Source organism: Caldalkalibacillus salinus, assembly GCF_016745835.1.
Classification (GTDB): domain Bacteria; phylum Bacillota; class Bacilli; order Caldalkalibacillales; family JCM-10596; genus Caldalkalibacillus_A; species Caldalkalibacillus_A salinus.
In genome coordinates, this window is the sequence record NZ_JAERVL010000004.1 from 147,664 (window position 1) to 162,284 (window position 14,621).

A 14,621-nucleotide genomic window follows, 5' to 3' on the forward strand; every position below is an offset into this window, starting at 1 on the left:
TTTTAACGTGATTGTCCTTACGCACTAGATTACAATGATACTATAAGTCGCACCAAAGAAATGGGGGAGCAGCATGTGGGACATCTTAATATACGTCGCCTTTATGATGTTAACAGGCACCTGCGTTTATCTCTTGCTTGAGAATCGCACACTGAAGACCCTTGTGACGATCCGGGAAGACGAGAACAAGACAACGGAAGCATTTTTAGAAACCTTACTTGAAAACATGGAAGAAGGCGTTGTTGCGTGCGATGTCGATGGCAATATTATATACCACAATCAGGCTGCGACTCCATACGTGCCACTTAATAATATACTGGACGAAAGTCAAAGGTCACATGATTTTATCGATCATTTGGGCCAGCCGTTATCCCTTGATCGCCTCCCTTTGTCACGTGCCTTAAGGGGCGAATCGATCAAAAATGTGGAGATCAAGTCGATATCCAAGAATGACGGAACGCAGTCGACATTATTAATGAATGGTAGACCCCTTAACAACATTCAAGCACAACAAGGGGGCGCAGTCATCGTCTTTCATGATATCACTGAGTTTAAAGAAGCCCAAGAAAGAATGCGCTATCTTGCATATTATGATGCTTTAACAGAGCTACCCAATCGACATTACTTCAAAGATCAAGCGATGAATGTCCTGCACAATGCAAGGAAGTTAGGAGAGCAGTGTGCCCTATTATTTATTGATATAGATCAATTTAAAACAGTGAACGATACGTTTGGACACGACGCAGGAGATCAATTATTACGCGAAGTGTCACGCCGTATGTTAGACTGTATTGGGGATGAAGGTGTCGTTACGCGTTTCGGTGGAGATGAGTTTATTATTCTACTAGATCAGACAGAAGAAATAGCAGCTACCCAACGTGCTCAGTCACTCCTTCGTGCATTTGAAGCCCCTTTTAATATCAAAAAGACAAGCATATACGTCTCTCCAAGTATTGGCATTAGCCTATACCCTAGAGATGGACGAACCCTAGAAATTTTAGTCAAGAGGGCGGACCAAGCCATGTACCAAGCAAAACGCCAAGGAAAAAATACCTACGCTGTTTATTCGGTTAATCAAAACACTTGATTTCATATGTTAAATCTTATACAATATTAATTGCTTGTCAATAAGGGAGCGGATGCGAAACTGGTGTTCGCCACGGTCTTCAAAACCGCTTGAGGGGCACGTGCTGTCCCTGGTGGGTTCGATTCCCATGCGCTCCCGCCATACATACCTCGATAAAAACAGCCCTAGAGGGGCTTTTTTTTATGGCGCATGGGATGAGAAGCCAGCACGAGGGTTCGACCGACCGCATCATCAGAGAGAGTCAACAAAGGAAGGTCGCGCGTCCCATTTGTCCGCTAGCTGAGCGGAAGCGAAGGAAGTTGGAAAAAGGAAAATGGGAGTATTCCCATGCGCTCCCGCCATACATATATCGATACATCGAAATAAACAGCCCTAAACTTCTTTGAGATATTGGTGCATTTCAATACCAAAGGAGTTTTTTTATGTTCAGATCAACTATCGTTTCTATTATTGAGTGAAATCAATCCCATTAGATGAAAACGATAAAAAAGATTATTTGTCTTAAACCCAACGAGAAATACAGATCACAGTTTTGAAGCTCATCATAGGAGCCACATCATGTAGTTAAGTTCAAGCATAGCTTCTCTTGACATATTACTACGGGATGTAGTAATATTAAACCACTACAATACGTAGTAGTAAAATCGTTATGGACACATAACGAGAAGTAAAGAGGTGTACACCCGTGAAACAAGTTCAAAAGTTTTCAGAGACGGAAATGGAACTCATGGAGGTGATTTGGGAATGTGATCCGCCTGTCACATCGACCGAATTGCTGCGTATTTTCGCTGGGCGGGGCAAGGAATGGAAAGCACAGACGATTTCCACCTTTTTATCGCGATTGGTGGACAAAGGGGCGCTGGAAGCTACAAGGCATGGCCGAACGAACAAGTATATGCCCTTGGTCTCGCCGAAAGAATATAAACTGGCCGAGACGCAACATGTATTAGACGGGTTATACCAAGGTTCGGTAAAAAACTTATTCGCAGCCTTATATGACGGCGACAAGCTTTCGGATGAAGATATTGCAGACCTGAAGCAATGGATCGCGGAAAAGTAGGTGATTGATATAGGTAAACTTTTGGAACTGTTCGTTTCCTTATCAGTTGCAGGAAGTACCATTGTAGCTTGCATGCTTCTGTTGCGGCTGATCTCACCAAGCGTCTTGTCCACGAAATGGCGATATTCAATTGGAAAAATGGCCGTAGGGTTTTATCTTTTGCCCGTGGCTTTTGTTCTGCAATGGCTTTGGCCCCTCTTCATTCCGAAGCAAACGATGATTGTCCCGTTGCCGGAATTATCTTCGAGCCAACAACAAACGCTGCCAGACATAACCACGGTGGCTATACCGGAACAGATTCTTTCTGCTGATATAGCTATCGTTTTTCTGAGCGTGTGGGCAACAGGAGCTTTCTTTTTTGCCATATGGCAGGTGTATTGTTATCGAAGGTTTAACAAGACATTACAGCAAACCCGTTCACCCGTACCGGAAAACAGCGAAGCTGCCAAGCAATTAACCTTGATGAAGAAAACTCTTGGTATACAAAGCAACGTCCAGCTCGTCTACAGCTCTGCTGTTCGGAGTCCTGTTCTTGTCGGGCTGTGGAAACCGACCATTTATCTCCCTGTAAAGCATACCGGGGATGTGGACATGGGGATGGTGATTCGTCATGAGTTGATCCATCTAAAACAGAAAGACTTGTGGATCAAGGCATTCACGTTGGGAGCCAGCGTCTTACATTGGTTTAATCCCTTTGTTTACATACTTAGAAAAGACATTCATACGTGGTGTGAGTTATCTTGTGATGAAGAAGTTGTGCAGGAAATGTCCTATACCGAGCGTAAACGCTACGGCGCAACAATCTTGAACGTGATGGAGGATACAAAGGGAATCCCTGATCGCCTTTGCGCTTCCTTATCTGGCGACGGGAAACAATTAAAAAGGAGATTGGATTTGATGCTTAATGTTAAAAAAATGAAAAAACGTACAGTAATTATGGCTGTAGCGGTAATCATTGCTTTTGGAACTATTGGGACCTCTACAGCCATTTGGGCCTCCGAAAATGTGCCTGAAGTTCAAAATGAAACATCATCAAATGACAATCAAACCTTGGAAAGTGTCGATAGCTCTGCTTTGAACAAGAACACCAAGGTAACGCATTACTATGAATACGATGCTCTGCTACCTGATGAAAAAGAATTGGTATCAGAAGAAATGGCTCTGTATTATGTCGAAAATATTGATCACTTGGTTCCTTATGAAGAGCTTACACTGGACGAACAAAATCAGGTTACTAAAGAAGACGGCATTTACACTTCAGAAGTAATTGAAAAGATCAAATAAATTTAGGGTATTAAAAAGATGGAAAGACACTTAAAAGACCTCGATTTCCATTATAGAGTGGAGAGCGAGGTCTTTTTTATTCATCCACTTAATTTGTTTACTGTACAAACTAAGTGAAGCTTGCTATACTTAACCTAAGGGTTAGAACACCTTGACACCTGCATAAAATGTAAACCCTTCCAATAATGAAACAGGAGGGATACACTTGTTTACTTATTTATTTGGGAAGAGGGGGAAAAGCATGTTTAAGTTTGTAAAAGTCGCTTTGTCGGCAAGTTTGGTGTTAAGTTTAGCATTAGCTGGAATGAATCAGGCAGGTGCTAACGAAGAGTTGAGTGCGTTAGAGGTGACACCTTTAAGCAGTGTCTATGAAGACGTTTTTAAAATCGGTGCTGCAGTAGAGCCTTACCAGCTTGAGGGCATCCATGGCGAAATGCTGAAGAAACATTACAATAGTATTGTCGCAGAAAATGAGATGAAACCAGTGTCTCTGCAACCGAGGGAAGGTGAATTCCAGTGGGAAGAGGCAGACAAGATCGTTCAATTCGCTAAGGAGAATGACATGGATCTTAGATTCCACACACTTGTTTGGCATAGTCAGGTTCCAGACTGGTTTTTCTTAGACAAAGACGGTAATGAAATGATAGAGGAAACAGACCCTAAGAAAAGGGAAAAAAATAAAAAGCTATTACTGAAACGGTTAGAGGAGCACATAAAAACAGTCGTTAAACGCTATAGAGATGAGGTAGACGCTTGGGATGTTGTTAATGAGGTTATCGATCCGTATGCTTCCAATGACAAGGGGTTAAGAGAGTCTAAGTGGTACCAAATAACGGGTACAGACTATATTGAAACCGCATTCCTAACAGCTCGAAAGTATGGGGGAGAGGATGCCAAACTTTACATTAATGATTACAACACGAATGAATCGCCGAAAAGAGATTATCTCTATGATTTAGTCAAAGAGCTTCAAGCAAAAGGGATCCCTATTGACGGTGTGGGTCATCAAACTCACATTAACATCATGTGGCCTTCAATTGAGTCTATTCTTGAATCCATACAAATGTTTGCCGACCTCGGGTTAGATAATCAAATCACAGAGCTGGACATGAGCGTGTACCCTTGGCCGCCAAGTGGAGAGTATAAGCGTACAGATGATATTCCAGAAGAAGTGCTTTTACAGCAGGCTGAGCGTTACAGTGCTTTATTCCAGGCCTTTAGGGAGAATAAGGATGTAATTAGTAACGTGACGTTTTGGGGGATTGCTGATGACCATACATGGCTAGATGACCGCATTAGAGATGTCGGCGGGAAAGATGCCCCATTCGTGTTCAGCGAAGATTTTAAGGTAAAACCGGCCTATTGGGCCATTACGGACGCTGCAGAGGAATAATGGCTTTTATGGTCACGCATATGCTTGTGAAAGCGGAGTAGAGAATGTCTACTCCGCTTCGCATTTACGCATTTGCCGGGATCAAACCTAATGAAACCCATTGTTTTCTAGAAGATCCTGTTCCTTAAAGAAATGCTCAGTGGCAAAGGCAGACATCCCAATGGCCGTTGAGTGCATGGAGAGTGTTGAGAATGTCATCGTCAAACCCTCCTGATGAAAGGGCAGCGCTTGTTTTTGGATAGCGTGTTTAATCGGTTCTTCAATCCAGTCTCTAGCAAAGGCCAAACGGTTACCCACTATCACTTGTTTAGGATTAAAAGTATTGATGAGATTGGCAATACCACAACCTAGGTAATAGCCCACGTTTTCAAAAACAGAAATAGAGTCAGCATCCTTTTGGTTGGCTAATGATAGGAGGTGCTCTAATGTGATATCCTCTGATTGTTGGCCTCTTAATCTAGCGGACTCAAGTAAAGCCTGCTCCGAGGCATACGCCTCCCAACACCCTTTTCTCCCGCAACTGCATAATTTGCCGTTTAAGTCTATCGCCATATGGCCGGCTTCACCAGAAAAACCTTTATGCCCCTTATATAGCTGGTTGTCTAAGATGAGTCCAACCCCAATACCCATACCTGCACTCACATACATCAAATGATCGTAGGACTGACCTGCCCCTGCACGCTTCTCTCCATATGCCCCTGCATTCGCCTCGTTTTCTACGATGACTGGGAGGTGAAATTCATTCTCAAGTGCCTGATTTAACTGGGTGTCTCGCCACTTTAGATTTGGGGCATAAAGAACAGAACCATCATTGCTTACGATGCCTGGAACACCGATACCGATCCCAATGACGCCATAGGGACAAGAAGGTATCCTGTTTTTTAATGTGGCGATAATGCCTTTCACCTGATCGACGACATCAGGAAATGCTGTAGTCTTTAACCATTGATGAACTTCCGAGACGACCTTGCCCTGTAGGTTGGTGAGGACCCCCAAAACATAGTTGACCCCGATGTCAATACCGATGGCATACCCCGCTTGGTCGTTAAAGAGTAAAAGAACAGGTCGCCTTCCGCCACTAGACTCACCAGGCCCCGTTTCATAGACCAGTTCAGCATCGATGAGTTCGCTTACAAGTGATGAAACAGTGGCTTTATTATATCCTAGCCGCTGAGCAATATCTGCACGGGATAGAGGGGCTTGCTCTTTAATCACGTGGAAAATATGTGCTTTATTATTTCGTTTAACAGTTTGCTGATTCCATCTCATCATAACCTCTCCAGTGTAGTAGAATATTATGTTATTCTATGAATAACAACTATTATAAACTTAATTTAAAGGGGAAACAAATGGAAGCTGATTTGGGTATTAAGGAAATCATGGTCGTCAAACAGTACTTTATTTATTTAATAGACAAACAAAGTGGAGCGGTGCTATAATCTGAGTGAAGTAACAGTACGGGACATTGAAGGAGGGGTAACGTTGTTAAGATATCTGCGTCAACGCCATACCCTTCGCCAACAAATATTAATGACATTTTTGGTCGTTATGATCCTCGTGTTGGTTATTGTTGGTATGTCAAGCTATTATCTTGTCTCTGATATGATAACGGACAATGCAGAACAACAAATTTCACAGACAGCCGTAGAAGCCAGTGGCAGGATGGACTCACTGTATCAGCAGATCAATCAACTGAGCTTACAGGTGGCCACCCATCGACAAGTCCAACGTATGCTCTTAGAAGCTGAGGAAGGTCAAACACTCCACTTTGTGGATCGGCAGCATGTCATGCAAACCATACATCGTTTACAGGTATACACCAATGGTTTAACCACATTCGAGCTGTATACTAGGAATCTCGATAAAGTAGTACCATTGGACACAGGGTCTCTGGATGAACGGTTACCTCGTTACTGGGTCGAACAAGCTGAAAAGGAAAGAGGGCGACTGGTCTGGGTGGGAAAAGATCCCCAAATGCCTTCACATTTTCTGGCTGTTAGAAGAGTGAGTTTAATAGACCGTCATTTCACAAGTGGAGGTTATTTATTGACGCAGGTGACACCAGATTACCTTCAATTTAAGGAGCCTCTGTCACCCGGGACGGAGATGATCCTTGTCGATCAGTCACGGGATGTTATGATGGCAACAACAGAAGTTGATTCGGTTATGGTGGGTGCTATTCTAGACCATCAATCCTCATCTCTGAGAAAACTTGAAAACGGTTACATTGCCGTAAAGCATACCTCAGATATAACGGGGTGGACCGTTATCATTCTGACACCAAGGGATACTTTGACCGAAGGTGTCCGTGTTATTCGTGACGTCATTATGGTGTCAGCCGTATTAGGATTCTTTATATTTGCCATTCTTTCTTACTTCCTATCAGCCCTAATCACAAAGCCTATCCGGAGATTAATTGAGGCGATGAAAAAGGGGCAAGGGGGTCACCTCTCTACCAACAATGAACATGCGGCTACGGTCGAAATCAACGAACTAAACTTGACTTACAACAACATGGTTGAGGAGATTAACCATCTTATACAAGTTGTTTATGAAAAGGAACTTATACGTAGTAAAACCGAATTAAAAGCTTTGCAATCGCAAATTCACCCGCATTTCCTGTTTAATACATTAAATGCACTTTACTGGGCATTAGAAGAACATGGAGAGGAAGCTTTAGCTGAGTATGTTGTTGCCATGTCAGAACTATTTCGCTATACAATGGGAAACGATGAATGGGTAGAGCTCGATCAGGAGCTTCAACACATCGCACAATACTTACAACTAATGGAATTAAGGTTAGGTGACCGTTTTGAGTGGGAACTGAAGGTCCCCGAAGGATACTCAACGGTTAAGATACCTAAGCTTCTTATTCAGCCTCTCGTCGAAAATGCGTTAGTACACGGAATACGTGAGAATATGGGGAATGGTAAAGTCTCCATTATTGTAGCACACGTCCCTAGCCTTAATGCGCTTAGCATAAGGATCATAGATAATGGTGTCGGGATGGAAGATCACCAACAACAAAAAATGAAAAAAGCAATAGAACAGGGACGCTCTGTATCAACCAAAGGGAATGGTATGGCCATCGTTAATGTACATAAAAGGTTACAGCTATATTATGGCAACCATCGCTCTGTAGGTGTTGATATTTCAAGTAAACCGGGGCAAGGCACTTGCTGTGAGATAAACATTCCATTAAGCAGGGGGGAGTACGATGAAAAAGAACATCCTTATCGTTGACGATGAGCCTACGACACGCCAAGGGTTGAGGAAGACAATCGATGTTTGGGCGGAAGGGCGATTGCATATATGGAGTGCAGAGAATGCCATTGACGCGCTGACGATACTGGAGGAAAAAGAGGTTCATGTGCTGATTACCGATATCTCAATGCCCAAGTTCAGCGGTTTAGATTTGCTTGAAAAGATTAATCAGCAAAAGCGGCAACCAGTGGTCCTTATCATTTCGGCTTACTCCGAATTTGAGTACGCTCAAAAGGCGATTGAGTACGGTGTTACCAAATATCTCTTAAAGCCTTTGAATAAACGAAAACTGATTCAGGCGGTAGAGCAGGCTTTAGAAGCTGGTTCTCAACGCGCGAAAGTAGATCAATTAGAAAAAGTGGTGGACCGTCGATTAGTCGATTTCGATGTAGAGGCATCCTCTGATCATGACTGTATTCGTAAAGCAACGGATTATATTCATGAGCATATTGAAGACGCTTTGAGCTTGAAAAGGGTGGCCCGTCATGTTCACCTCAATCCCAATTACTTTAGTGTGCTGTTCAAAGAACAGACCCAAATGACGTTTAGTGAATATGTGGCCCGAAGTCGTTTACAAGTGGCTAAACATTTACTCCTCACAACAGATTTAACAATTGAAGACGTTTCAGAACGTGTGGGTTATAAGACGGCGAAATATTTTGTCAAAATTTTTAAAGATTACGAGGGGATGACCCCGGGTCGGTTCAGGAAAATATAACCTTCGTAACGTGGGCAAGACGTGTTGAAGATGTGGTCAAGAAAATGAAAATCTCACTGATGTAGAGAGTCAGATCTTAAAATATGAGAATTTTAGCTAAATTTAGTCACCTTACCTGTTTATAGCCCCGGTGCTAGAATAAAAACAACGGCTTATATAGCCTATCTAGTATGAAAAAGGGGGATGCGATTTGGTCAATTGGAAAGCGTTATCATTAGGACTCACAGTGCTGGTGTTTATGGGCATAACAGGATGCTCGGGTGCTGACCAAACGGGTACGGAGGGGACATCAGAAGAGATCAAAACGATCACATTCATGCATCTCTGGCCAGCAGGTAGCTCGAGACAGCATCATATGATTGTCAGCGACATTATTGAGGAGTATGAAGAAGCCCACCCAGATGTCAGGATTGAGACTGAGGTATTAGGCAATGAACAGTATAAAGAAAAGCTTAAGGTCTTATCGGCCTCCAATGAACTTCCTGATATCGGTATGACTTGGGCTGCAGGTTTTATGGACCCTTATGTTAAGGGGAATATGTTTGCCCCACTAGATGATGTCTTAGACAGTGGACTAGCAGACTCATTTATAGCTGGTACGACAGAAGCTTATGCTGTGGATCAAGTCACTTATGGATTGCCCTTAGAGTTGAATATTGCGCCTATCTATTACAATCAAGAGATATTTAATACGTATGAGCTAGAGGTGCCAACAACGTATGAAGCATTTAAAACCGTAGTTCGTACACTTGCCGATCATGGCGTGACACCGATCACGTTAGGCAATAGGGATCGGTGGACAGGTTCAATGTGGTATATGTATCTCGCTGATCGTTTTGGTGGACCGGAAACCATAACCAATGCGATTAATCGTACCGGTTCCTTCGAAGATCCTGCTCTCATCCAAGCGGCAGAGGAAATTCAAGCATTGGTTGACATGGACGCTTTTGTCAGGGGATTTAACGGATTGTCCAACGATGAGGCTAAGGCGCCATTTATGAATGGACAGGCGGGGATGTACTTAATGGGAACGTGGGAACTGCCAAACTATACAACGAATGAGGATGTACCCCAGGATTTTAAAGACGCAATAGACTTCTTTAAGTTTCCTACCGTTCAAGACGGAGAAGGTGACATTAATAGCTTTGTTGGCGGACCTGGTGTGGGGTTGTTTGTCGCAGAGGAATCTGAGGTAAAAGATGAAGCGAAAGCGTTTGTCGAATATTTTGTCCAACGGTGGGGAGAGCGCTCTGTTACGGACGCTGGTGTGATACCCGCCACTATCGTGGATACGGAAACGGTTGATCTTCCACAGCTCTATATTGATGTCCTAGACGAACTAGGCTCGGCAAGTCATATTACGTTATATGCCGACGTACAAATGAGTGCTTCCGTTGCACAAGAACACCTGAATTTAATTCAATCTCTATTCGGACAAGAAATAACACCGGAGGAGTTTGCTCAACAGCACGAGCAAGCCCTTGAGGACGAAAACGAATAAACGACCTCAGTTTCAAATGTTAAAAGTAAATAGGGTGTCGGGCAATCTAGTATAGTCACCTAGTATGTCTTAAAACACACCTCGTATAAGGTTAAATAGTTGATTTGAACAAACAGAAGAAGGGGACGAACGCCAATGGAAAAAGTCATGTCAAATAAGTTTATTATTGCGCTGTATATACTCCCCGCCCTGTTGCTAGTGCTGACACTGATTTATGTCCCGATCGCCTTAACGGGTTACTATGGGCTAATGGAATGGGACGGCATCGGTGACATGTCTTTTGTTGGATTAGAGAACTACATGGCGTTGTTACAGGATAAGAACTTCTGGAATAGCGCCTCCCATTCTTTTTTACTCGCTCTTTTTTCAACACTCAGTTTAGCAGGCTACCTTGTAATCGCACTCATCTTAGCAAGTAAAATCAAAGGTGCTCATTTTCTAAGAAAAATTTACCTCATCCCTATGCTACTCTCTTCCGTCGCGATTGCTCAGCTGTGGCTGAAAATCTATCATCCATCCAATGGTGTTGTGAACAGCTTACTATCGTCAATCGGGATACAAAATCCACCGGCTTGGCTCGCAGAACCACAGCTCGTATTGTACGCCATATTTGTTCCTATCCTGTGGCAGTACGCTGGTTTTTATATTCTGATTTACTACGCTGCTCTGAAAAACATCCCCTCCTCATTTATCGAGGCGGCAAAGATCGATGGTGCTAACCCTTTACAGATAGCGTACAAGATAAAGCTTCCGCTTATTTCCGGCGTCATCAAGGTTACTATCGTACTGGCTATTGTGGGTTCTTTGAAGTATTTTGACCTCATTTATGTCATGACGGGCGGGGGACCAAACGGTGCGAGTGAGGTCATGGCTTCATATATGTATCAAAAAGCGTTCGGGAGTTATGAGTTTGGTTACGGTAGTGCGGTCGGTTTTTATTTGCTATTGATTTGCCTCTTCGTGACTTGGCTAATACGTAAGCTTACGGTGACCAGAGAAGATGTGCAGTACTAAAAGGGAAGGAGGAATGAATAATGAATGTTGGAACTGATCAACGAACCACACATAGTCCCATATCATCTCAATTTCAATCTCGTAAGCGTTTATCAGAACGTATCGGCTACGCCTGTCTCTATGTCATTTTAGGAGCACTGGCCTTTTTACAGCTGTATCCGTTGGTGTGGTTATTCTTCTTCTCTCTTAAGGATAATCAGGAAGTCTTTAATCAATCCCCATTCTCCTTACCCTTAGACCCTAAGTGGGAAAATTATGCGAGAGTATGGACAGAAGGAAATATAGCCCTATATTTCTTTAATAGTGTGTGGATCACAGTGATATCCGTCATGTTGACCGTGTTTCTAGCGAGCACTGTGACCTTCGCTATTACACGTATGCGTTGGAAATGGAGTCGATTCGTCTTAGGTTTGTTTATGGTGGGATTGATGATTCCCGTTCACTCAACATTGATACCTTTGTTCAGCTTTTACTTGAAAATCGGCCTCATCGATCATCCTTTATCCGTTATTTTGACCTATACGGCTTTTAATCTTCCATTGACAATCATGATCTTACTGGGCTTCTACGCGACATTACCTCGGGAAGTAGAAGAAGCGGCCGTGATGGATGGATGTTCTGTGCACCGTATTTTTTTTCAGGTCACACTTCCGATGTCCTTACCCGTGATTTCAACAACCGTGATTATAAACATGATCTACAACTGGAATGAATTTGTTTTCATTAATACCTTTATTAGTTCTGATCGTTATAAAACGCTCACGCTTGGTATACAAAATTTTGTCGGTCAGTACATGACCGAATGGGGAGCAATAGGGGCGACACTCATGATCAGTATTATTCCTATTCTGATCGCCTTTCTTTTATTGAGTGATCGTATTGTCGAAGGTATTACGGCCGGTTCAGTTAAAGGCTAATGATGATGCTAGAATGCGTTTCGCTCATTGCGGCTATGGGGATATTTACGATTAAAACATGTCACACGACACATGGACACTAGAGGGAGGGCTATGAATGAAAAATATTTTCTTTAATGCACATCATGCCCCTATCGGAGCCTACGCGAGCTTTACACTTGGGTTTCCGGGTAGTGGCGGCGGTCTTGACCTAGAGTTGGGACGCTCACCGCGTAAAAGTGTTTTTATTGGTGTAGAGTCAGCCGAGAAGCAGGGACACTATGACGCTTTACCTTTTTTTGATGCGGGGGATGATGAAAGTAAACGCTACGACATTGAGAATCCAGATCCAGAGCCTGATAAACCCAAAATCGTTCGACCATTTACCGAGGAAGAAGTACACAGAGACTTTCAACTTGGCTCCGATACGTGGAAGGCGGGGGACTTGACCTTTACCCTTTATTCACAGGTCTCCTCAGTCCCAGATCCTTCAATGGCAGAAGATGAAGAAATGAAACTCACACTGTTACCAGCTATAACGGCCGAACTGACGATTGATAACACGGAAGGACAGCACCATCGTCGGGCATTTTTCGGCTATGAAGGAAGTGATCCTTATAGTGCCATGCGTCGCTTAGACGACACTTGTCCCGGTCTAGCCGGAATCGGTCAAGGCCGAATGACGGCAATTGTGTCTGCGGATGCAGATGTAAGGTCAGCGATGCACTTTAGTTTAGAGAATATTTTAACCACCCCCTTAGAGGAGAACTGGACATTTGGTTTGGGACCCGTCGGGGCTCTCATCATGGACGTACCGCCCGGGGAAAAAAGAACGTATCAGTTTGCAGTGTGTTTTTATCGCCAAGGTTACGTGACAACGGGTTTAGATGCCACGTATTACTACACCCGATTTTTTAAAGACATAGAAGAGGTTGCGAAGTACGCTTTATCACACTATCAAGACCTCTTGACACGCAGTGGCGAGGCTAACCAACTTGTTACAGATGCAAAACACTTAAACTCTGATCAACGGTTTATGCTCGCCCATAGTATACGGAGTTATTATGGCTGTACCCAACTACTCGACCTTGACGGGGAGCCTTTTTGGGTCGTCAATGAAGGCGAATACCGCATGATGAATACGTTTGATCTGACGGTTGACCAACTCTTCTATGAGCTTCATATGAATCCATGGACTGTTAAGAATGAATTAGAGATGTTTGTTCAGAGATATAGTTATGAGGATAAGGTCCGCTTTCCTGATGAGGATAAAACATACCCAGGGGGCATCAGTTTTACTCATGATATGGGTGTGGCCAATATGATATCCCGACCCCATTTCTCTTCATATGAGCTGTACGGTTTAGATGGATGTTTTTCCCATATGACTCACGAACAACTCGTGAATTGGATTCTGACGGCGAGTGTGTACGTCGAACAAACGGGGGACAAAGAGTGGTTGGCGAAGCGTTTGGACATCTTTGAGCGTTGTTTTGAGAGTATGCTAAACCGAGACCATCCACACCCTGACAAACGGAACGGTATAATGGGATTAGATTCAACGAGAGTGATGGGCGGCGCTGAAATCACAACATACGATAGCCTTGATGAGTCATTAGGGCAAGCGAGGAACAATATTTACTTGGCGGGAAAATGTTGGGCCTCATACGTTGCTTTAGAGAAAATATTCACGGACCAGGGGAAAAAGCACTTAGCTCAACAAGCTGGAGAACAAGCGGAACGCTGTGCAGCCACCATCGTTGACGCCGTTACCCGTGAAGGTTATATTCCAGCCGTTTTAGAAAATAACAATGACTCTAAAATCATTCCAGCTATAGAAGGTCTCGTTTTTCCTTACTTCACCAATTGTACAGAAGCGTTAGATCCTCAAGGCCGTTTTGGCGCTTATATCCAAGCGCTGAATAAACACTTCAATACCGTTTTAGTAGAGGGCTTGTGCTTGTTTGAAGACGGAGGATGGAAGTTATCCTCTACGAGTCAAAACTCTTGGTTGAGTAAAATTTACTTATGCCAATTTATAGCGCGACAGATTCTTGGAGTAGAGTGGGATGAAAAGGGTGAAAAAGCCGATGCCGCACATGTGTCCTGGTTAACGCATCCAACGCTCTCTATTTGGAGCTGGAGCGATCAGATCATCGCAGGGGAGATTAGCGGTAGTAAGTACTATCCCCGTGGGGTGACCAGCGTGCTCTGGTTATTGGAAAACCAGACTGAACGCTCACTTGTGCAGGGGAAAGGTAAGGCTGATGTCCGAATTTAGTCCAAGCAGTTTATGCCTTAAAGCGTTTAATGATTTAAAGCCGAGCATCCTATTATAAAAAAACAAACCAGATAAAAGACCTATTCTAGAAAAAAGACCTATTCCTTTGCTGTAAAGTGGAAT

General features: G+C 43.4%; 11 protein-coding genes and 1 tRNA gene. 11 read left to right on the forward strand and 1 reads right to left on the reverse strand.

Annotated elements, in window-relative coordinates; all coding sequences use genetic code 11:
• The first annotated feature begins 73 nt into the window (after positions 1-73).
• From JKM87_RS04435 to JKM87_RS04455, 5 genes are all read left to right on the forward strand, one after another.
• Complete coding sequence (locus tag JKM87_RS04435; protein WP_202078378.1) at positions 74-1,087, forward strand: GGDEF domain-containing protein; 1,014 nt, start codon at positions 74-76, stop codon at positions 1,085-1,087.
• A gap of 44 nt (positions 1,088-1,131) precedes the next feature.
• A tRNA-Sec gene (locus JKM87_RS04440) sits at positions 1,132-1,228 on the forward strand.
• A gap of 544 nt (positions 1,229-1,772) precedes the next feature.
• A complete protein-coding gene (locus tag JKM87_RS04445) occupies positions 1,773-2,147 on the forward strand; it encodes a BlaI/MecI/CopY family transcriptional regulator (protein ID WP_202078380.1) in 375 nt (124 codons plus the stop codon).
• Positions 2,148-3,431: a M56 family metallopeptidase gene (locus JKM87_RS04450; RefSeq protein ID WP_336885128.1), complete on the forward strand. Its 1,284-nt coding sequence runs from the start codon at positions 2,148-2,150 to the stop codon at positions 3,429-3,431.
• Positions 3,432-3,672: 241 nt separating this feature from the next.
• A complete protein-coding gene (locus JKM87_RS04455; RefSeq protein WP_202078382.1) occupies positions 3,673-4,824 on the forward strand; it encodes an endo-1,4-beta-xylanase in 1,152 nt (383 codons plus the stop codon).
• Between the two features lie 87 nt (positions 4,825-4,911).
• On the opposite strand, the gene JKM87_RS04460 is transcribed toward JKM87_RS04455, so the two are convergent.
• A complete protein-coding gene (locus tag JKM87_RS04460) occupies positions 4,912-6,093 on the reverse strand; it encodes an ROK family transcriptional regulator (protein ID WP_202078383.1) in 1,182 nt (393 codons plus the stop codon).
• A gap of 213 nt (positions 6,094-6,306) precedes the next feature.
• Here JKM87_RS04460 and JKM87_RS04465 point away from each other — a divergent pair, with 213 nt between their 5' ends.
• The 6 genes from JKM87_RS04465 (at position 6,307) to JKM87_RS04490 (ending at position 14,498) form a co-directional block, all read left to right on the forward strand.
• Positions 6,307-8,067: a sensor histidine kinase gene (locus tag JKM87_RS04465; RefSeq protein WP_202078385.1), complete on the forward strand. Its 1,761-nt coding sequence runs from the start codon at positions 6,307-6,309 to the stop codon at positions 8,065-8,067.
• Complete coding sequence (locus JKM87_RS04470; RefSeq protein WP_202078387.1) at positions 8,042-8,806, forward strand: response regulator; 765 nt, start codon at positions 8,042-8,044, stop codon at positions 8,804-8,806. Before JKM87_RS04465 ends, JKM87_RS04470 begins: the two co-directional genes overlap by 26 nt.
• Before the next feature lie 238 nt (positions 8,807-9,044).
• A complete protein-coding gene (locus JKM87_RS04475; RefSeq protein WP_202078892.1) occupies positions 9,045-10,307 on the forward strand; it encodes an extracellular solute-binding protein in 1,263 nt (420 codons plus the stop codon).
• A gap of 135 nt (positions 10,308-10,442) precedes the next feature.
• The gene (locus JKM87_RS04480; protein ID WP_202078389.1) at positions 10,443-11,321 is read left to right on the forward strand and encodes a carbohydrate ABC transporter permease; all 879 of its coding nucleotides are present in this window, start codon (positions 10,443-10,445) and stop codon (positions 11,319-11,321) included.
• Between the two features lie 20 nt (positions 11,322-11,341).
• Positions 11,342-12,238, forward strand: coding sequence for a carbohydrate ABC transporter permease (locus tag JKM87_RS04485; RefSeq protein WP_202078391.1), 897 nt, complete (start codon positions 11,342-11,344; stop codon positions 12,236-12,238).
• 97 nt (positions 12,239-12,335) lie between these two features.
• Positions 12,336-14,498: a glycoside hydrolase family 52 protein gene (locus JKM87_RS04490; protein WP_202078393.1), complete on the forward strand. Its 2,163-nt coding sequence runs from the start codon at positions 12,336-12,338 to the stop codon at positions 14,496-14,498.
• The last annotated feature ends 123 nt before the right edge of the window (positions 14,499-14,621 follow it).

Coding starts and splice junctions, on each gene's coding strand:
- JKM87_RS04480 (WP_202078389.1), top strand. CDS start 10,443: ATGGAAAAAGTCATGTCAAATAAGTTTATTATTGCGCTGTATATACTC.
- JKM87_RS04455 (WP_202078382.1), top strand. CDS start 3,673: ATGTTTAAGTTTGTAAAAGTCGCTTTGTCGGCAAGTTTGGTGTTAAGT.
- JKM87_RS04475 (WP_202078892.1), top strand. CDS start 9,045: ATGGGCATAACAGGATGCTCGGGTGCTGACCAAACGGGTACGGAGGGG.
- JKM87_RS04490 (WP_202078393.1), top strand. CDS start 12,336: ATGAAAAATATTTTCTTTAATGCACATCATGCCCCTATCGGAGCCTAC.
- JKM87_RS04470 (WP_202078387.1), top strand. CDS start 8,042: ATGAAAAAGAACATCCTTATCGTTGACGATGAGCCTACGACACGCCAA.
- JKM87_RS04460 (WP_202078383.1), bottom strand. CDS start 6,093: ATGAGATGGAATCAGCAAACTGTTAAACGAAATAATAAAGCACATATT.
- JKM87_RS04485 (WP_202078391.1), top strand. CDS start 11,342: ATGAATGTTGGAACTGATCAACGAACCACACATAGTCCCATATCATCT.
- JKM87_RS04435 (WP_202078378.1), top strand. CDS start 74: ATGTGGGACATCTTAATATACGTCGCCTTTATGATGTTAACAGGCACC.